At 41.8% G+C, this 19,561-nt stretch carries 16 protein-coding genes; 7 read left to right on the plus strand and 9 right to left on the minus strand.

Translation table 11 applies throughout. The features are described 5' to 3' along the window. The 3 genes from V7L29_RS10305 to V7L29_RS10315 all read left to right on the plus strand — a co-directional run. Positions 1–1,001, plus strand: a 1,001-nt coding sequence (locus V7L29_RS10305) for a sensor histidine kinase (RefSeq protein WP_334735376.1), incomplete at its 5' end; no start/stop codon positions are given. Positions 1,002–1,284: 283 nt separating this feature from the next. Next, on the plus strand, positions 1,285–1,965 hold the full coding sequence (locus V7L29_RS10310) for a response regulator transcription factor (protein WP_334689170.1): 681 nt from the start codon (positions 1,285–1,287) through the stop codon (positions 1,963–1,965). 50 nt (positions 1,966–2,015) lie between these two features. Further along, on the plus strand, positions 2,016–2,228 hold the full coding sequence (locus tag V7L29_RS10315) for a ribbon-helix-helix protein, CopG family (protein ID WP_334735377.1): 213 nt from the start codon (positions 2,016–2,018) through the stop codon (positions 2,226–2,228). Positions 2,229–2,875: 647 nt separating this feature from the next. Here V7L29_RS10315 and V7L29_RS10320 read toward each other — a convergent pair. The 6 genes from V7L29_RS10320 to V7L29_RS10345 all read right to left on the minus strand — a co-directional run bounded on the left by V7L29_RS10320 (position 2,876) and on the right by V7L29_RS10345 (position 9,289). Continuing rightward, positions 2,876–3,577 (minus strand): SAM-dependent methyltransferase, encoded by a 702-nt coding sequence (locus V7L29_RS10320; RefSeq protein ID WP_334735378.1) that lies wholly within the window; start codon positions 3,575–3,577, stop codon positions 2,876–2,878. A 46-nt stretch (positions 3,578–3,623) separates the two neighbouring features. Beyond that, positions 3,624–4,169, minus strand: a complete 546-nt coding sequence (locus V7L29_RS10325; protein WP_334735406.1) for a protein-tyrosine phosphatase family protein — start codon at positions 4,167–4,169, stop codon at positions 3,624–3,626. Between the two features lie 70 nt (positions 4,170–4,239). After that, a complete protein-coding gene (locus tag V7L29_RS10330) occupies positions 4,240–4,686 on the minus strand; it encodes a GNAT family N-acetyltransferase (protein WP_334735379.1) in 447 nt (148 codons plus the stop codon). Between the two features lie 69 nt (positions 4,687–4,755). Continuing rightward, on the minus strand, positions 4,756–6,807 hold the full coding sequence (locus V7L29_RS10335) for a hypothetical protein (RefSeq protein ID WP_334735380.1): 2,052 nt from the start codon (positions 6,805–6,807) through the stop codon (positions 4,756–4,758). A gap of 411 nt (positions 6,808–7,218) precedes the next feature. Beyond that, a complete protein-coding gene (locus tag V7L29_RS10340) occupies positions 7,219–7,854 on the minus strand; it encodes a 5'-nucleotidase (RefSeq protein ID WP_334735381.1) in 636 nt (211 codons plus the stop codon). Beyond that, positions 7,811–9,289, minus strand: a complete 1,479-nt coding sequence (locus tag V7L29_RS10345) for a 5'-nucleotidase C-terminal domain-containing protein (protein ID WP_334735382.1) — start codon at positions 9,287–9,289, stop codon at positions 7,811–7,813. Before V7L29_RS10345 ends, V7L29_RS10340 begins: the two co-directional genes overlap by 44 nt. 649 nt (positions 9,290–9,938) lie before the next feature. Between V7L29_RS10345 and V7L29_RS10350 the strand changes: the two genes are divergently transcribed. Beyond that, positions 9,939–13,040 (plus strand): TIM-barrel domain-containing protein, encoded by a 3,102-nt coding sequence (locus V7L29_RS10350; RefSeq protein WP_334735383.1) that lies wholly within the window; start codon positions 9,939–9,941, stop codon positions 13,038–13,040. Between the two features lie 107 nt (positions 13,041–13,147). Here the strand turns inward: V7L29_RS10350 and V7L29_RS10355 are convergent, their stop codons facing one another. Beyond that, positions 13,148–14,227: a sulfonate ABC transporter substrate-binding protein gene (locus V7L29_RS10355; protein WP_334735407.1), complete on the minus strand. Its 1,080-nt coding sequence runs from the start codon at positions 14,225–14,227 to the stop codon at positions 13,148–13,150. Positions 14,228–14,392: 165 nt separating this feature from the next. Here V7L29_RS10355 and V7L29_RS10360 point away from each other — a divergent pair, with 165 nt between their 5' ends. From V7L29_RS10360 to V7L29_RS10370, 3 genes are all read left to right on the plus strand, one after another. Continuing rightward, entirely contained in the window at positions 14,393–15,130 is a 738-nt protein-coding gene (locus V7L29_RS10360; protein ID WP_334735384.1) for a class I SAM-dependent methyltransferase, read from the plus strand. Positions 15,131–16,189: 1,059 nt separating this feature from the next. Continuing rightward, positions 16,190–16,549 carry a VOC family protein gene (locus V7L29_RS10365; RefSeq protein WP_334689160.1) on the plus strand — a complete coding sequence of 120 codons (360 nt, stop codon included), beginning with the start codon at positions 16,190–16,192 and terminating at the stop codon, positions 16,547–16,549. Between the two features lie 28 nt (positions 16,550–16,577). After that, the gene (locus tag V7L29_RS10370) at positions 16,578–16,892 is read left to right on the plus strand and encodes a GNAT family N-acetyltransferase (RefSeq protein WP_334735385.1); all 315 of its coding nucleotides are present in this window, start codon (positions 16,578–16,580) and stop codon (positions 16,890–16,892) included. 41 nt (positions 16,893–16,933) lie between these two features. Here the strand turns inward: V7L29_RS10370 and V7L29_RS10375 are convergent, their stop codons facing one another. Beyond that, positions 16,934–18,301 (minus strand): LLM class flavin-dependent oxidoreductase, encoded by a 1,368-nt coding sequence (locus V7L29_RS10375; protein ID WP_334735386.1) that lies wholly within the window; start codon positions 18,299–18,301, stop codon positions 16,934–16,936. Between the two features lie 29 nt (positions 18,302–18,330). Then, positions 18,331–19,467 (minus strand): FMNH2-dependent alkanesulfonate monooxygenase, encoded by a 1,137-nt coding sequence (gene ssuD, locus V7L29_RS10380; RefSeq protein ID WP_334735387.1) that lies wholly within the window; start codon positions 19,465–19,467, stop codon positions 18,331–18,333. Positions 19,468–19,561 lie beyond the last annotated feature (94 nt).

Raw genomic sequence — 19,561 nt, forward strand, 5'->3', positions numbered from 1 at the left:
GTTCTGTACAAGTGCAGGGTAAGTTACTGGGTGAGTTATTTGTAGTAAAGGATATTACCCGCGAACAGAGAATGTTTGTGGTAATGGTGCAGAGTTTAGGTGTTACTAGTATTTTAGCAATTCTTATTTTAACTGCTGCGATCGCATTTTATATTAAGCGTTCTCTGCAACCTCTGCGCCAGCTAAATCAAATGGCTTCTGTGATTTCTGCTGAAGATTTAGGACAAGCACAGCTATATCTTGATAATGCACCCAGCGAAGTCAAAGAATTAGCTCAAACCTTAACTATGCTGTTATCGCGTCTCTCCCAATCATGGGAGCAAGAGCGGCAATTTGTGAGTAATGTTTCTCACGAGTTACGCACACCCTTGACAATTGTACATGGTTATTTGCAAAGCGTCTTACGAAGGCAAAATAACTTAACCCAAACTCAACAAGAAGCTTTAGAAACTGCGGCATCAGAAGCTGAACGTACTATCCGTCTGCTACAAGATTTACTTGATTTAGCACGTGCAGATAGTGGTTATTTATACTTTCAAATGAAATCTTATGTGCTGAATGACTTGGTTGAAGAAGTTGTGATAATGGCAAAAACATATAGCGATCGCATAATTACAATTGAGTCAAATTTTTATCCAATTGAGATCAAAGCAGACTACAGTCGTCTCAAACAAGTATTATTGAATTTGATTGATAATGCTATTAAGTATTCTGAAGCTAATACCTCAGTAATTTTGAAGTTAAATCAGCTTCAAGACAAGGCAATTATTCAAGTTTGTGACAAAGGTTATGGCATTCCTTTGCAACACCAAGCACGAATATTTCAGAGATTTTACCGCGTAGATGAATCCCGCTCTCATGCTACTGGGGGTTGTGGTTTGGGTTTATCGATTGTCAAGACACTTATAGAAGGTATGGGTGGTAACGTAAGTGTGCAATCAAAGTTAGGGGAAGGTAGTACGTTTACAATCAGTTTACCTACATATAGTAGTTCTATCTGATTTGTGAAAATTGAAAGACTGAAATTCTTGACTTATTACAGAAGTCGGAAATCTTATTGTTCATGAATAATTTAGAATTGCACCATAAACCAATATGCTTGGTTTAGACTTGATCGTCCCTAACTATCTTTAAAAAGGAGGGAATTAAGCCAACCTAACCCTCCTTTTTAATGAAAAAATTAGAGCATGCTTGGGTTTATCTATTGTGAAACACCTAGCCGAAGGTATAAAAGGTAAAGTGTAGCACTTTTATTCTGACATTATCTGCTTTAGGAACAAAAATATGACAGCACATATCCTTTTGGTGGAAGATGAAGTTAAACTGGCGCGATTTGTCGAATTAGAACTTAGTAGCGAAGGATACCAAGTAAGTGTAGCCCATGATGGCATTGCTGGTCTAACCCTGGCGCGAGACTCATTGCCAGATTTAGCGATTCTGGATTGGATGCTACCCGGCCTGACAGGTTTGGAAATTTGTCGCCGTTTGCGGGCAACAGGCAGTACAGTCCCAGTGATTTTGTTGACAGCAAAAGATGAAGTGAGCGATCGCGTGGCAGGATTAGATGCAGGAGCCGATGATTATGTAGTTAAGCCCTTTAGCATTGAGGAACTACTAGCTAGAATTCGCGCCCATCTCCGCCGCACGCAAGAAACAGAGGAGGATTTGTTGCAATTTGAAGATTTAAGCTTAAATCGCCGCACCCGTGAAGTATTTCGGGGTAAACGAAGCATTGAGTTAACAGCAAAAGAGTTTGACTTATTAGAATATCTCCTTTCACATCCCCGTCAGGTGTTTACTAGAGACCAAATTCTAGAGAAAGTTTGGGGTTACGACTTTATGGGTGATTCTAATATTATTGAGGTTTATATTCGTTATTTGCGACTCAAGTTGGAAGACAATAATGAAAAGCGTTTGATTCATACAGTCCGCGGTGTAGGCTATGCATTGCGGGAACAATCGTAATGACTTGGTGATTTCGACAAAAAGCAACATATTAAACACAAAAGAGGATCATGAATAAAAAATGGGCTGTTAAACGACTGACAATAAATCTCACAAGCGAGGAAATGAAGAAACTTGAACGCTACTGTGCATTGACAGGAAGGCCAGCAACAGATGTAGTTCGAGAATTGCTCCGAGCTCTTGAGGTTGACAATACTGAAAACTCTGAGATGCGAGCAGCAGACTCACCAATAACAGTTAGCAGTTGGTCAAAATCACAGTAACTATCCACTCGAATATCACACCAAATCTCAGAAATCTGCTACCCTGATTTACTGACAGATAGGACTAAAGGATGATCAAGCACCCTTACTCTACTTATTGTTATATCTTTTATTCCCAAGAAGCAGTTATTGAGCAAGGGTAGCAGGGAGAGAAAGAGAGTTATTGTTCAATAATTCTTTTTCTCCCATAGCCTAAGTGCGATTCGTTGTGGATAAATCATGGTATTCAGTCCGTAAATAACTCCACCAATCAAATCTAATAATAGACCTGAATATGGAAAAACCAACAAAAGACCTAACCTCTGAGCAAGTTCTCTACAAGGGTTGGGCGAAAATTCAAAGCCTCTCCTCTAGAAGGCTATCCAGTAGTCACATCTTTTTTAACAATCTTGAAACCATTGTTTTATAAGGCTCGCAACGCTTAGATTTTCTTGCTAATATCAGGTTTGGTTAAATACTTATAATATCTGTAGGTTGGGGAGCCAGTGCGTTGCGGGGGTTCCCTCCGTTGTAGCAACTAGCGTTTGAGGAATGTAGCAAAAACACTTTTAAAACATCCTTTTCTTGTTCTTAATAAAAACTCACATTTATTGAAAATAGATCACGTAGTCTTAATATTAAGTCGGGATCTAAGCATTTAAAAACTACTAATTACGAATAATATTAACATCTCTTGTTATTTTCAACATTTTATTTCCACCAGGCTGTAGTTCATATTCAACCTTTTCAATATCTATCTTGTAACCCATTGAAGTGTAATATTTTACTATTTCATCTAAATGTTGTGAATGTTTCCACATTAAAGTTATGAGGGGAAATATTCGGATTTCTTTAGCAATACGCAGCATCTCCCCTACAGAATTTAGGTGAAAGTTGTAATCGAGATGGTCTGAATATAAAAACAATAAATGAGAACAAAGGGCTATGTCAAATTCTTGATTTTTAAATGCCAATTTTGGCAATTCACCGACTGTGTATCTGTTGCTTTTTTTGCCAGTTTCATAATCAGACAGAAATTCTCGAATAACTTTGACTCGATTGTGTCGCAAATCATCTGGAGATTTATGATAACTCCATACCCAATTATTTGATGTAGCCTTGATTTGGTTAATGATGTTATCTACCACTTGATTAAATCTTTGCAATATTTCATCACCGGAAAATTGGTATAGTGGATCAACAGAAACTACACTTTTACCCTGACGTGTCATTTCTGCATTAAAGCTTGCTGGTCCATCCCCAATTCCAATGATTCTTTTATTTAAATCTGCATTTGTTAAATTGAATATTTTTATATATTCATCCATTGACCTCCCAAAAGGAACTACTTTATCTAGAACCATTGCCATAGAATTTCCCTCGTAAATAGACTGATTACACAGGATAATAGCAAACTTAAAATAATTTATGCACTGGGAAACGGCAATCATTCAGAAGTACGTCAAGTTCTTTTACAACTTTCAAGGGATTTCTACCTCTGAACACAGCAGCTATTGCAGCTTCATAAGGATTTCTACCTGTTCTTTTAACAGCAGCTATTGCAGCTTGATTTGATAATCCTCGGACACTAACTAGCCATGCAGCTAACACATGTCCAGTACGTCCAATTCCACCAGAGCAATGTACAACGACTTTCTCATTTTGTTTATCTGCTTCTATTAAGAAAGGAAGTATTTTCTGTGTGAGGGTTTCTAAATCACATAGATGGAAATCTGCAATTGGTGTCCAAGAAACTAGTTGATTACCAAATTCCTGTTTGTATGTGCCTAGAAGATTAGAGTAAGAAGCTAGCTGTTGCTCAGGAAGAAGGCAGCAAACTCGCTTAATATCTTGGCACTTCATGAATTCTATCCAATCTTGAACTTTATTGTTAGTGTATCCAGGTCGTGCAGCACCAAAGATTATTTGCTCATTCTCCCAAGCCGGGGCAAACTTATACATCTTTAACTGTCTGACTTGTGAATCTTGGAAGTTGCTTGTTGCAGCCATAAAATAATTAGTTATTTTTTGATTAAATAGAATACTTTGGCAAAGCCTTTAGGCGGTAAAATACATGGTGCAAATCTGCGTGGATAAGATTACGTTCGTATTGAAATCCTAGCTTTTCCATCACTCGTTGCGATGCTCGATTGGTCGTTGTCGTAAAGCAAACTACCTCTGTTAAACCCAGTTGTTCAAAACCAACTTTCAAGATTGTCTCACCCATCTCTGTCGCCAACCCTTTGCCCCAGAATTCTGTCATCAGGGAGTAAGCTAACTCTACTTCATCGTTATCCGCGATATGGACATTTCGCAAACCGCCACGACCGACAAATTGATTCTTCACTTTGTCTCGAAATATCCATAATCCGTAACCATAACGCTTCCAATGGTTGAGATTTTCTTTTAAAAATTCCTGTGTTTGTTTGTCAGAACGAACGCCAGCCAGAGTCGCCATCACCGTGGAATTAAGCTTCATAGCACAAATATTGTTAGTGGGATAGGTTCATGATAAAAGCATTTTACGTCTCAGCCTTGATGCCATGGCTCAATACCAAATATGAGTGTCGATACTAGCTAGACCCCCATCATTGAAGACGTTAATTAAATCATCTTTCCCGTCTGCGTTAAAATCGCCGACTAACCATTTTTGAGTATCGACAAACCCACCTTGACCAGTTGCCCATCGCTGGCTACCAAAACTCCCACCATTAGATAAGTGAATATCGATACTGGCTAGACCCCCATCATTGAAGACGTTGACTAAATCATCTTTGCCATCTGCGTTAAAATCGCCGACTAGCCATTTTTGAGTATCCCAAAACCCGCCTTGACCAGTTGCCCATCGCTGGCTATCAAAACTCTCACCATTAGATAAGTGAGTATCGATACTAGCTAGACCCCCATCATTAAAGACGTTGACTAAATCATCTTTCCCATCTCCGTTAAAATCGCCGACTAGCCATTTTTGAGTATCCCCAAACCCGCCTTGGCCAGTTGCCCAGCGCTGGCTATCAAAACTCTCACCATTAGATAAGTGAATATCGATACTAGCTAGACCCCCATCATCGAAGATGTTGACTAAATCATCTTTCCCATCTGCGTTAAAATCGCTGACTAGCCATTTTTGAGTATCCCAAAACCAGCCTTGGCCAGTTGCCCATCGCTGGATATCAAAACTCTCACCATTAGATAAGTGAGTATCGATATTAGCTAGACCCCCATCATTGAAGACGTTGACTAAATCATCTTTCCCATCTGCGTTAAAATCGCCGACTAGCCATTTTTGAGTATCCCAAAACCCCCCTTGGCCAGTTGCCCATCGCTGGCTATCAAAACTCTCACCATTAGATAAGTGAGTATCGATATTAGCTAGACCCCCATTATCATTGAAGACGTTGACTAAATCATCTTTCCCATCTGCGTTAAAATCGCCGACTAGCCATTTTTGAGTATCCCAAAACCAGCCTTGGCCAGTTGCCCATCGCTGGATATTAGGAAAGTTTAGAGTACCACTGATAAAGTATTGCCCCAAACTGCCGTAATCCGTGTAGCCAGTTGAAAGAGGATTTTCTTTTCCTATACCATCAATTTTGAGGTAATAATTTCCAGCAACAACATTTGTTGTAATACTTGCAGATATTAAATCTGTTGGATTGGACGATGCAATTAAGGTACCAGCAGAATTGTATAGCTCTGCCAAAATGTCTAAGTTTGGTCCTCGACTAAAAGGATTCACTGTCAAGCTAATCAGACCAGTACCTGTGACAAAACTATAAAAATCTAAATCTGTATTGCGCTCAATGATGCCACTACCACTGATAGACGTACTAGAAATGGTTAGTGGCTTTGCTGTCGCAATTGTATCACCACAATCATCGGCTCGGTAAGTGAACCCATTTTGGGTCGTAATAATTTGCAAATCATCCTCAGTATTGTTAGCAGAAGCATACTCGCCTTTACTCCACTGGGTTAGCTCCTGGTAATACCCCGCCGATCCCATGATCGGTGCCCAGCCAGTCTCTCCACTACCATGTCCTTCGTAGTATTCTTCAGCGGGGGTTATTCGTCCATCATGCTTGAGTCCCAGCGTATGACCTACTTCATGAGAGATAGTCTCAGCTGTCTCCTTCTCATCACCGTATATCGTTTCTTCAGCAAAAACAAAGGCAGGAGTATCACTATTCCAATTGAAAGAACCAACTTTGGCGACTCCTTCGGCTCCTTTACCATACCAATCGTAACTGCTACCGCCGATCGCAACACGCACCCCCCAGCGAGTATCATTACTGCCGCTCTTAATCAGATCGTTAATATCTGCTGGAGCCTGCGTTGTGACATTAACATTAAACGGGCTGAAATCCTCAGCGACGCGCTGCCAGATATACTGAATTCTTTCAAGTTCAGCTGAGCTAAAGGATGCTGTATTGCCGTCGAAGTCGAAGGCAGGGGTAATAATGTTAGCCGGACGTTCACTTGTGTTCCAGAAAGTACCAGAGGTGATATTGCCGTCGAAATCTAAATAAATTGTCTGATTAGCTCCTAGTAAGCTGTTGAGGAAGAAAGTTTTAGACAGGTCTAAAGAAGCTGATACTGACATGTGATTTCATCATTAAAGGAAACCTATATTAATTTCTCAATATCAAACAGATAATTTTACGTACTTTCCTATGCAATCTTTACAAAAGTACACGATAAAGCCAATTCTGGCATATTATTGAATGAAGGCTTTCTCCGTAGACGCTTCTGCGGCTTGCCGTAGGCATCAGAACTTTGTAAGAGAGTGGCAAGTCTGAATCTCTTACGAAGAGTGATTCTGAGTCCTGAATTCTGAGTTCTGGATTCTTCTTCAATATATTCCCAGTCTCTGTTCAGGGGTAGCAGGCTCACGAATGATTAAAACCAATTTTCAGGAGGCAGGGGTCTACCAAAATTTCGAGCATTCCTGAGTAAAGCGACTTTGTTAAGGTTAACGCTAAGATTGGTCATACTGCAAATATGTTAGGGTTTGTTATTTACCGCCAGGTAATGGATTTGATAACACTACATCTTTACGCAATTTGAGATTTTGAATGCGAGTATCTTCGGCGGGTGGTACATCCTTTTGAGCAAAGGGAATTTGCTTAAAGTTAGCAGCCAGATATTCTGCTAATGCATCTTGCTCAGAACCATCAGCAGCAAAGGTGGCTAAACCTGTGCGTTTGCTTTTATCAGCATCTTTTGATGTTAAATCAACCACTTCTGTTTTGGGAAAAGGATAGCCATCACCACCAGTTGCGAGGAAGTTGAGGGTAACAGTGCGGAAGACCCGATTAGGGTCACCCACTAACTCTGCATTTTTAACTACTACATCAATAATTTTGCCTTTCCTATCTTTGATAGCAAGGGACTTGACACGCTTACCTGCTGGTAAGTCTGGGTTAAAGCTAAAGGCTAATCCCGCTACCTGGGGAAAACTGCCAGGGGTAGCACCGGGTGCTATGGCTGCTACACTGTGTTCAATCACCGCCAGTAGTTCTGTTGCACTCAAGGTAACTAAAGTCAAGCCATTGTTGAACCGCAAAGCATTGGTGATATCAAGTTGGGAAATTTCTTTTTCTTTCTTAACCTGCCACAGGATTTGCTTGAGGTGGCAGTTTGATAGCATCCTGTGAGCGAGTCGAACCTGCGGGAAAGGTATATATACCGATGTTGTCACGGATACCACCCCCATTTTTGATGGAAATGACAGTTTTAGGATCATATCGCTTGGCGATCGCTAAATTAGCTTCGGCTGTCAAATCCCCTAAATTGGTTTCTTGGGTGCGGACATCACCCCGCCAGCCGTTAAGGAAAACCTTGGTTTTCCCAAAAATCTGACCATCTTGGGCAATAATCACTTTTTTAAGTGCTTCTGTAATGGTGACAATTTTCGGGTCAGGTTTTCCACTTACTGCTGCTACACCTTGAGAATCAGTTGCATAAGCACCACTAATTTTAGAGTCAATACTTTTGGGAATAATTACTCCATTGGCATCAAAGTTAACTACTAAACGACCAACATAGCGATAATTTCCATCGGTATTAACTACGGCTATCGGATTACCATCTGCTGCTTTTTTGAGGATTGGATAAGTTCCAGCAGATTTATCACCCACTCGCAGACGGTCTGTTTTGTCAGCTAGTAAGGTATTGGAACCACCAGCAACAATAATATCTACTCCCTTAAGTAATCTTGCTAGCTTTTGCTCAATCGCAATTTGCTGCATATGCGCCAACAAAATGACTTTATTAATCTCTGGGTTTTTTGTCAGTAGTGTATCAACAGAAGTTTGAATTTCAGCAGTTAAGGCGGCGATGTCTGCGGCATCACGGTCATTAAATTTTTTAGGCAACACAGTCACACCACCGGGAGAGGAAATAGTCCGCAGTGTCGGAGTTGTCGCCCCAACTACACCAATTTTTTCACCATTGACGGTAATGATGGTGCTACGAGCAATCTTATGAGGAATTTTACTTGCCTGTTGTCCATCAGCGGTAACTAATTTTGCCAGGTTATTATCAGTACTAAAGTCTAGATTTGTGCTGAGATAAGGAAATTTTGTGCCTGGGTAATCTTCTTTAGGTCGGATTAAGTCAGCAACAAGACTCGTACCCAAGTCAAATTCGTGATTACCAAAGGCGATCGCACCAAAACCAAGAGCATTTAGAATTAAAATATCTCCTCTTCCCTCACCACCAAACACTGTGTCACTGGCAAATAAGAAAGGGCTGGGAATATAGGCATCTCCAGATGAAAGGATTAAAGTATTAGGATAATCAGGCTTGCCATCACGATTTGCATCTTGATTTTTGAGTGCATTCAACACCGCAGAAAAGTTCGGTGCATCCTTCAGCGCAGGAACACCTGCTTCTTGGTCGGAAGTATGTAAAAGTTGCAGTGTAAATCCTGATTTAGGTACTGTTCTGACTTGCGCTACACCAATACTGGTTCCTAGAAAGAACAAAAAACCAAATATAACTAGCAAACTTAACTGGGTAGTACTTAAATCTCGGCTATTAAGCTTACTGAAAAATCGATTTTTGGAATTTAACAAAGGCATAATGATTTTTAGAGTTCATCATTAGTGAAAAATTTTATAGTTTATTTCAACCAGAAACACAATTTAGGGACTTATAATTAAAAAAAATATTTAAATTGTAGGGTGCGTTAACATACGAGATACGGAAGCAAATACCAGAGTTTTTGGATATCCAGCAAGTCGTCCTGGAACTAGAGCAGCTTTTTTAATTCATTAGGTTTTTGCTAGTGTTCGTAGCCTGATCACAATCGCCTTTTTCGGCAATGTTGCAAGCATTAGAATAATAAAAGCTAGTCAATGTAAGATTTATAAGGTTACTTTGCCCTTACTGGCAAGGATGTTCCGACGGTGGAAGATTACAAAAGCATCCAAAAAAGCGATCGCATTCCCTATGGATGTTGAGAAATATTTCTGTTTATTATAAGGATTGTAAGCAACGAGGTCTGATAAGTAATACGGTGTTCTCGACAACTTGAACTTTGTTTTGCAGCCGAATGAACTGCACGGGGATAAATTACTCCTTCACCTTGTCAGCCTCAATCAACTACTTATGAATACACCTTTCTCAAGGAGTTTAACTAACTGGTGCAAGATATGAAATAATAGATAAAAAAAGCCATACGCTACGCTATCTAAAAATATTAACTATATTCTGTTTCTGATAAAAATTATGCGTTTTTGTTTGTTTAAAACTTATATTGCTCTAGCTACCTGTTGTTGTATAATTCCCTCGATCGCAGAGGCAAGTGTTTATCGAACTAAATTCAGTAATCGTTCAGCTTCCGTTATTGTTGAAGTTCTAGACGATGATTTAGTCCATTTTGAGGTTTCGCTCATCAGTAGCGGGAGCAATCCTAATCAACCTCTCTATACCTCACCAATGGTGTTGAAGACTAATTATTCAGGTGCGTCTACGCCTCCCCCACCATCTGGTAGCAATGTTATTGAAACCAAAGATATCCGATTAGAAATTGCTTCCAGTACGCTTTGCATCACTGCATACGATAAGACGAAGCAGAATGTTGAATTAACTAAAATTTGTCCTGTCAATCTTAATCAACCCCGCAAAGGCTTAAATATAGAGCAGGGGCAAATCGAGAATATTTATGGTCTTGGGCAAAACTTCAAAAGACTTGGATCTGCTGATGGTGATTGGCTTACTCTTAAAGAAAGAACGGGCAAAGAATTTGGCAATGCCCTTCAGGATTTTGGCGGTGGGAAGGTCGGTAACGTGCAAATTCCGGTTTACTATGCTGTTGGTAAGAACAATCTCAATTACGCCCTGTTCCTAGACAACGTTTATAGACAAGAGTGGAATTTTACCAAATCTCCGTGGCAAGTGCGAACGTCCGGTGACCAGCTTCGCTTCTACATTATGACAGGAGCTAATTTACTGGACTTACGCAAAGAATTTCTAGAATTAGTAGGTCGCCCACCAGTTCCACCTCGTAAAACCTTTGGTTTGTGGGTTTCAGAGTATGGTTATGACAATTGGAAGCAAATTGATACGATTTTGAGCGGCTTGCGAAGCAATAATTTCCCAATCGATGGCTTCGTGCTTGATTTGAACTGGTTTGGTGGAATTATTCCTGACAACACGCAGACATCCGTTGATGAGTCTACAGGCAGTGCGATGGGTCGGTTGAATTGGGACGAAAACCAAGAATCCTTAGTTGCAGACGATCGCTATTTTTTCCCCAACCCTGCCTCTAAAATTCGTCAGTATGCCTCTGATGACATTGGATTAGCAACCATTGAAGAATCGTATCTGGCTAAAGCCACCAATACCTATCGAGAGATCCCAGTTTCTTTGCTGGCATATCGGCGTGGCCCTAACAATACCTGTGATTTTAATCAGCAATCAAATCCAGTTGAACTTAGTGCAAAGAATTTCTGGGGTACAGGTTCAATGATTGACTGGTCTGATTTAAAAGCAGGAAGTTGGATTCACGAGCGACGACGTTTTCCTAACTTGGTGAAATTGGGTATTCATTTTCATTGGACTGATTTAGGTGAACCAGAAATATTTAACTCCAGTGCTTGTTATGAAGGTGTAGAAACTACAGTTTCCGGACGCAAAATCGAGCACGCTGATATTAGCAATCTTTATAACTTGTTGTGGAGTCGCTCTATTTGGGAAGGATATTTTGCTAAGAGAGGGCAAACCGATAACTTAGGGATAACAAATCCCCGTCCTTTTATTCTGTCTCGTTCAGGTGCAGCTGGGACTCAACGCTATGGTGCTGCGATGTGGTCAGGCGATATTGGTTCAAACCTGCAATCTCTGGCTACTCACTTTAATGCCCAAATGCAAATGTCATTTTCTGGTATTGACTATTATGGCGCTGATATTGGTGGTTTTGAGCGATCGGCACTGCCTGGTAACGACAAGCAAGGGTCTTATCGGGGTTATGAAGACGAAACTTATACCCAGTGGTTTGCCAACGCAGCTTGGTTTGACATACCTGTGCGACCCCACACGCATAATCAGTTCCTTGAAGCTGACATAACATATGAAACTTCACCTGACCGCATTGGCAAAATTCAAAGTAACCTAGCCAATATTCGCCAACGCTACGAACTCATTCCCTACTACTACAGTTTGGCTTATCGGGCTTACTTGTTTGCAGAGCCTGTGATTGCACCATTGCCCTTTTACTATCAAAACGATCCTAATGTTCGGCAAATGGCTAATCAAAAACTGATTGGTCGCGATTTACTGGTTGGAGCAGTGGCTCGTTATGGAGAATATGCACGTGACATCTACTTCCCCGCAGGAAGATGGATTAATTACCATACCAACGAATGGATTGAGAGTGGGGGACAAACAGTGAAAGATTTTCCAGTGTATCGCAGTGGGCTGTTCCGTTTACCTGTTTTTGCGAAGGCTGGAGCCATTTTGCCGCAAATGTATGTAGATGCCGATACAAAGGATGCTTATGGACGACGAAAGAATAACAGGAATAATGATGAGTTAATTGTGCGAGTGTATGCCGATCGCGCACCATCCAGCTTTACTCTTTATGAAGATGACGGTGAAACATTAGACTATGACTCGACCGAGCGTCCGATTTATCGCTATCGCACAACTGAAGTGAAACAGCAGCAAATCGATGCTGACACAGTTAAGGTCACAATTGCTGCTGCTACCAACGTGAATAGTTCTAGTTTTTCTGGAGCAGTGACAACACGTCAGAACATGATCCGCTTAGTGGTTGACAGAGCAAAGGCGACAAAGGTAACACTAAATGGTGTAGCTTTACCGCAACTGATTTCCCAAAATGCTTTCGACAACTCTGAAAATGGTTGGTTTAATGTCGGCAACAATTTGATTTTGGCTAAATCAAGCTCACTAAACGTGAATACTACCAAAACCTTCAGGTTCGATCTTGCTCCTGTAGCTGCAACTACTTCTGTAAATTTTGTCTGCGATGGGCGTAGCTCCAACCTAGGCGATCGCGGCTTTACCAGTCTTGGCGAAAGTATATACATCACCGGGAATCTACCCGCCTTAGGTGAAGGAAATCCTGCCAAAGCAATTAAGCTTGACCCTAACGTCTACTATCAGTACATCATTGATAAACGTAGCGAGGCTGGGCCCACAGCGCCTGTTTGGACAACTGTTATATCTGGACTCCCCTCAAACACTGCTTTTGAGTGGAAATGCCTCCGTCGTGAAAATGGAACAGTAACTGTGACTGAGCAATCTGGAGTTAACAAATTTAGAACTGGTAAATCAGGGTACGCAGGGCAAAGTCTTGGAAGTTTTTGACAACCAAATACGTACTTTTAATCTCCGTATTTTATGACGATTCAATTTGGATTGCTATAGCTTGTTAATTGAGCTTGTAACATCATTCGTAATTCAAAAATTAGGAATTATGAATTATTCACTTTGCCTTGCCAAACAATTTCCTTAACTTTGATTTCTTTAGGGATCAATTTAATTTTGTAGAAGGTATCTGCAACCTCTTGTTGTTTAGTAATCACTTCATCTGTGAGCGGAAGTACATCATACTCACGCCGCTTTTCTGCTATTTCCAACACAGGAGCATCTATACCCAAAGCAGGAGAAAGAAATTTAGCAACTTCACTAGGATTATTCTTTGCCCAGTCACTAACTTCCTTGACCTGATCTAGAACTATTTTCAAGGCATCCGGCTTGGCATCAACAAAAGATTTTGCAGCCAGATAATAACCACGATTGGGAGCTAATCCCGTCGCGTCTGCTAAAGTACGTGCGCCTGTTGCTGCTTCTGCTGCGGCTAAGTAAGGGTCCCAAATTGCCCAAGCATCAACGTTTTTTCTCTCAAAGACAGCACGAGCATCGGCGGGAGTGAGAGTTACTCGTTGGATGTCACTGTACTGTACTCCTGCCTTTTCCAGTGCTTTCACCAATAGGTAGTTAGCATTAGAACCTTTGGTAAAAGCAATTTTTTTGCCTTTGAGTTCAGCCAGACTTTTAATAGGTGAATCCTTGGGCACCAGGATGGCTTCAGCCTTGGGACTCCAAGGATCGTAGGCAACATAAACCAAAGGAACACCCCCAGCTTGAGCAAATATAGGTGGTGATTCTCCGGTATAGCCAAAATCAATACTGCCTGCATTCAATGCCTCTAGGAGTGGGGGGCCAGCGGGAAATTCCGACCAAGTTACGGAAGATCCTGAAGCTGCAAAGGCTTTCTCTAATTCCCCTCTCGCCTTCAGCGCATAAAGGACAGTTGACGCCTTCTGGTAACCTATGCGAACTGTAGTACTGCTAGCTGCTGGGGTAGAGCTAGCTGTCTGGATTGTCCCAGAGTTGTTGCTTGTGCTTGGAGAACAAGCACAGACAGCCAAAGTTAAACTAAGTCCGACTGCAAACAGTAGGGAAAAGGTGCGGATTCTTCGTTGTTGGAACCTTTGGAAGAAGGCAAAAGCCATATCCAACAGTCGGGTTGGAGAGAACTTATTCAACATCATCACTCTGCTTTCAGGGTAAATTAATATCAGACTTCAGCAAATCTACGGCATAACTCCGGCAAGTTTATTGATTTGCCGTATGATTAGAGAATGATAAAAATATCACATAGTTAAGGCTAAAAAGCAAGTTTATTCGCTGAATAAAAAATTTTCTTTAAAGCTATGGCTGTTGGTGTCAAATCTAAACTCAATCGGATCACAAAGCAGGCGATGACAGATAATATTCTTCAACAACAAATTGAGTACTATCGCGCTAGAGCTAACGAATATGATCAGTGGTTCTATAGGATAGGACGCTACGATCGCGGTATTGAAATCAACCAGCGCTGGTTTAATGAAGTAGCTGTTATCAAAAATACATTACACCAAATTGGCGTAGTGGATGATATTTTAGAGTTAGCATGTGGAACAGGTATCTGGACGCAGGAGCTTTTAAGTATCGGTAAAAAAATTACTGCGATCGATGTCTCTGAAGAAGTGATTACAATTAATCGCTCGAAATTAAATTCACTGAGTGTTGAATATCAACTTAGGGATTTATTTACATGGCAACCTGACACTGAATATGATTTAGTTTTCTTTGCCTTTTGGCTCTCTCATGTGCCGCCAAAATTACTCGATTCATTTTTGACGAAAGTTTATCAATCTGTTCGTGTTAGTGGACAACTATTTATCATTGACTCTTCTTTTGAACCGACATCCACGGCTAACAATCATATCCTTATAGATGATGGAAACATATATAAAACCCGTAAGTTAAATGATGGTCAAAAATTTCAGATTGTCAAAATTTTTTATCAGCCTGATCAACTTCAAGATAAGCTAAAGCAAGTAGGTTTTCATGCTGATGTGAACCTGACAGATAACTATTTTATTTATGCACATGGAACAAAGGTTTAAATAATTGGTAATTCGTAATCGGCTACGCCCCCTTACATTTGCGGAGCGTCTCCTAGAGAAGACAGTAATTCGTATTTATTTTAAATACATATTATATGCTACTGATTCAGTATCATCTCAACTTTATGATAAAAACTCTGTGTTCCTACCGTTTATTTAGCAGCGACCACAAGAGAAGTTCATATCTAATCAGGATGTTTTAAAAGTATTTGGCGAATGAAATTCGCTACTACACAAGCTCTCGTCCACCTCCGTGGACTAATACAAAATCAAAGGTTTTGCCTATGTAGCCAAGGCAGTGCGGTCTTCTCCCATTTGTGAGAGGCTACGCCAACGCGGAACGTCTCGTAGAGAAGAGGATTCCACGCCACTTGCTTCACTTGGGGAGACCCCAGACGCTCTCTACAAGACGCTCTTGCTAGCTAGCTTCCCCAAAGGGGTACGCGGACTCGCTCTAAGCGAACGCAAGAGCGTCTCTAAGGGTTGCTATGCCGTTGGCGTTCGCGAACAGCGTGTCGCAGACAAGCCTCTCGTTCGCTGTCTTCGTCTCTGAAAGAGAAGAGAAGGCTTTACGCTACGCTATCGCCCTACAGCACTACGGGCATCCTACAGCGGGCGTCTCCCCTTCTCCCTTTGGGAGAGGCTAACGCCAAGGGAGAAGACCGCAGTGGCTCCCCATGAGCAACTGGCGTGCGATTTTTAATCGCTTTTAAAACATCCTCTAAAGAAGCCTTAGCTGCGACTTCTCTGTCCGTCAACCTTTACGTTTCAGTTTCAATCCTCAATTCGCCACGGTTTTACGCAAAGTTTTATCAAGTACTGATGCTTCATCATGTATATATATTGGTGATAGCTATACAGATGACTTCTGTGGAGCTAAAGGTGTAGAAATGAAATGTATTTTGATTGACAGCGAACAACGTTATCAAAAGCTAGGTGAACAGAGAGTTGAAGACCTTTTTCAAGTTTAAGATAGGCTATTTATTGATCAATCTTAGTTAACTATGATTGCCGAGTAAGCAAAATAAAATACACTAGCTGCCTAATAGACAGTTTGCAATGCAAATTATTAAAGTACTAACCAGAGTCTATCTGAGTCCGATAGACTTGGATGAGGCGATCGCTTTCTATGAAAACCTTTTTACAGAAAAATGTTGGTTGTGGTTTCAATATTCCGAGGCTGAGTTGGAACTCGCAGGTGTGGGTTCTATTCTTTTAATTGCTGGTTCAGCAGAAGCACTCTCTCCATTTAAGAGTACACACGCAACATTTCTGGTTGACTCACTCAAGGATTTTAAAGAAGCACTTATTCAGCAGGGTGCAGTAATTCTGGTGGAACCTAACAAAGTTCCCACTGGAGTCAATATGCGAGCGATGCATCCTGATGGAACCATTATTGAGTATGTTGAGTTTGCATAATTAATTTTTAGCCCAAAAAGGATCTGCTGTGAAGGCTGTAATTAGACTAGCTAATGAAAGTGATGCTTTAAAAATGCTGGCAATTTATGCGCCAGTTGTCCGGGAAACTTCAATTTCCTTTGAGATAGAGCCTCCCAGTGAAACTGAATTTCAGCAGCGCATCCAGAATTATCAACAGCAGATGCCTTGGCTAGTGTGTGAAATTAACAGTGAACTTTTAGGCTATGCCTATGCTACTCCCTACCGGACTCGTGCCGCTTACCAATGGTCTGTGGAATCATCTGTGTACGTAAATGTTAAGCATCACAGAAAAGGAGTTGCCAGGACAGCAGAAGATTGCTGATTTGTTCTATGAGCAAAAATTCATCAATAAGAAAATTAATGTTAGGCGATCGCTGCTTCCTGAACTGCAACTTTGCTAAACTGATTTACCGGACGGGGTAAACCAAGATTCTCGCGCAGGGTTCGTGCTTCGTACTGTGTGCGGAACAGACTGCGACGTTGCAGTTCAGGGATTACCAAGTCTACGAACTCATCCAATCCTCCCGGTAACCAGGGCGGCATGATGTTGAATCCATCTGCCCCACCATTGACGAACCAATCTTCTAGCTGATCGGCAATCTGTTCTGGTGTGCCCAGAATTTGACGATGCCCACGCGCTCCAGCTATCCATAAATATAGTTGTCGAATCGTTAAATTCTCTCTGTGAGCCAGGTCAATCAAAAGTTGCTGACGGCTTTTGCCGCCGTTAGTCTCTGGTAGATCCGGTAACGGCCCGTCCAACGGATAGCTGGACAGGTCAAATCCACCGATCATCGAGCCAAGCAAATTTAAGCCGACCACTGGATCGATCAACTCCTGAATCTGATCAAATTTGTCCTTAGCTTCCTGCTCAGTCTTGCCGATGACTGGGAATACACCAGGCATAATCTTCAGATGGTTTGGTGAGCGCCCATATTGAGCCAGTCTCCCCTTCACATCTGTATAAAACGCCTGAGCTTCTGCCAGGGTCTGCTGGGCAGTGAAAATTACCTCCGCCGTTTGTGCAGCAAGATCCCTACCGTCCTCGGAAGACCCAGCTTGAATGATCACTGGATAACCCTGGATAGGACGCGCCACATTCAGCGGCCCGCGTACTGAAAAATGATCGCCTTTGTGGTTGGGAATGTGCAGTTTATTTGGATCGAAGTAAATACCCGACTCCTTATCGTGTAAGAAAGCATCATCTTCCCAACTATCCCAGAGCTTGGTGACAACATCCACAAACTCTTTGGCACGTTCATAACGTAGCGTATGCTCCATGTGCTTTTCCTGGTTGAAGTTCAGTGCTTCAGCTTCAGTGGCAGAAGTCACAAGATTCCAACCGGCACGACCACCGCTGAGATAATCCAGTGATGCAAACTTGCGGGCGAGGTGATAAGGTTCGTTGTAGGTGGTCGATACTGTCGCCGTCAAACCAATGTTTTCCGTCACCACAGATAGAGCTGACAACAGGGTGAGAGGTTCAAAGTGGACGAGCTTGCCATTACGGCTCAAAACGTCGGCTTCTTGATTGCGGTCGCGGACAGCCACGCCATCTGCGAAGAAGATCATGTCAAATTTGCCCCGTTCAGCCGTCTGTGCCAGCCTTTTGTAATGCTGAAAGTTCAAACCACCGTCAGCCTGCGCTTCGGGATGCCGCCATGATGCAACATGATGGCCAGTGCTTGGCAAGAATGCACCTAGTCTAAGTTGAGGTTTTTTCGTGCTCATGCTTTTTTGAATTTTAAATTTTGAATTGCTTAAACAGGTTGTGGTTTGAGTAAATCTGTTTTGGTAACAAATTCACTAAATGTACTTGCAACTTGCTGCGGTAATGCGATTGCAGGAGTTTGTAGTGGCAAGTGGGGAAACACTAATTCCGCGACTCGATAGGCTTCTTCGAGATGGGGATACCCTGAGAAAACGAAGGTATCAATTCCTAAATTTGCATATTCCAGTATTCGCGCTGCAACTGTCTCTGGATCTCCAACTAAGGCAGTCCCAGCACCTCCACGCACTAAGCCAACACCTGCCCATAAGTTGGGGCTAATTTCTAAGTTTTTGCGATTACCATTGTGCAGTTGGGCCATGCGGCGTTGTCCCTCTGATTCAGATTCAGCAAACCGCTGATGTGCAACAGCGATCGCTTCATCATCCACATACTGAATCAGTTCATTAGCTGCATCCCAAGCTTTTTGCGTAGTTTCACGCACTATGACGTGCATCCGAATCCCAAAGCGGACTGTTCTACCTTGTTCTGCTGCTAATCGGCGTACCTTTGCAATCTTTTGGGCAACTTGGTCTGGTGGTTCACCCCAAGTTAAATACACATCAATGTGTTTGGCAGCAACTTGGAGAGCAGCATCTGAAGAACCACCAAAATATAAAGTGGGATAAGGCTTTTGTACAGGAGGAAATTGAAGTTTTGCACCTTGAACTTTCAGATGACGACCATTGAAGGTTACTTCATCACCTTGCATGAGCGATCGCCAAATTGTCAAAAACTCATCAGTGAGTTCATAACGCTGATCATGATCTAAGAAAATCCCATCTTTAGCAAGTTCTTTTGTGTCACCACCTGTGACAACATTCAGAATAATTCGACCGTTAGAAATCTGGTCAAAAGTAGCAGCCATCCTGACTGCCAAGGAAGGCGACATAATTGCCGGACGAAAGGCTACAAGAAATCGCAAGCGTTCCGTAACAGAAATTAATGAAGTAGCTACAATCCAAGTATCCTGTTTTTGTCCAGTACCAATCAACATCCCGCCGTAGCCCAATTTATCAACAGCTTGGGCGATTTGCTGCATATAAGGATAAGTCGCTTCTCGCCTGCCAATCGTAGTACCTAAATAACGCTCGTCTCCCTGTGTGGGCAAATACCAAAAAACTTCCATGTTCCTATCTCCTGGCGCTATTTCTGACTGATGGTTTGCGGTGTGATGACTGCATACTGTTTAATAGAGGCATACAGATAGTGCCCCCTAGCGG

Source organism: Nostoc sp. (assembly GCF_036916575.1).
Taxonomy (GTDB): Bacteria; Cyanobacteriota; Cyanobacteriia; order Cyanobacteriales; family Nostocaceae; genus Nostoc.

Bases quoted from the DNA above. Each gene is read 5' to 3' on its own strand.
- V7L29_RS10310 (WP_334689170.1), top strand. From the start codon at position 1,285: ATGACAGCACATATCCTTTTGGTGGAAGATGAAGTTAAACTGGCGCGA.
- V7L29_RS10315 (WP_334735377.1), top strand. From the start codon at position 2,016: ATGAATAAAAAATGGGCTGTTAAACGACTGACAATAAATCTCACAAGC.
- V7L29_RS10320 (WP_334735378.1), bottom strand. From the start codon at position 3,577: ATGGCAATGGTTCTAGATAAAGTAGTTCCTTTTGGGAGGTCAATGGAT.
- V7L29_RS10325 (WP_334735406.1), bottom strand. From the start codon at position 4,169: ATGTATAAGTTTGCCCCGGCTTGGGAGAATGAGCAAATAATCTTTGGT.
- V7L29_RS10330 (WP_334735379.1), bottom strand. From the start codon at position 4,686: ATGAAGCTTAATTCCACGGTGATGGCGACTCTGGCTGGCGTTCGTTCT.
- V7L29_RS10335 (WP_334735380.1), bottom strand. From the start codon at position 6,807: ATGTCAGTATCAGCTTCTTTAGACCTGTCTAAAACTTTCTTCCTCAAC.
- V7L29_RS10340 (WP_334735381.1), bottom strand. From the start codon at position 7,854: ATGCTATCAAACTGCCACCTCAAGCAAATCCTGTGGCAGGTTAAGAAA.
- V7L29_RS10345 (WP_334735382.1), bottom strand. From the start codon at position 9,289: ATGCCTTTGTTAAATTCCAAAAATCGATTTTTCAGTAAGCTTAATAGC.
- V7L29_RS10350 (WP_334735383.1), top strand. From the start codon at position 9,939: ATGCGTTTTTGTTTGTTTAAAACTTATATTGCTCTAGCTACCTGTTGT.
- V7L29_RS10355 (WP_334735407.1), bottom strand. From the start codon at position 14,227: ATGTTGAATAAGTTCTCTCCAACCCGACTGTTGGATATGGCTTTTGCC.
- V7L29_RS10360 (WP_334735384.1), top strand. From the start codon at position 14,393: ATGGCTGTTGGTGTCAAATCTAAACTCAATCGGATCACAAAGCAGGCG.
- V7L29_RS10365 (WP_334689160.1), top strand. From the start codon at position 16,190: ATGCAAATTATTAAAGTACTAACCAGAGTCTATCTGAGTCCGATAGAC.
- V7L29_RS10375 (WP_334735386.1), bottom strand. From the start codon at position 18,301: ATGAGCACGAAAAAACCTCAACTTAGACTAGGTGCATTCTTGCCAAGC.
- ssuD (WP_334735387.1), bottom strand. From the start codon at position 19,467: ATGGAAGTTTTTTGGTATTTGCCCACACAGGGAGACGAGCGTTATTTA.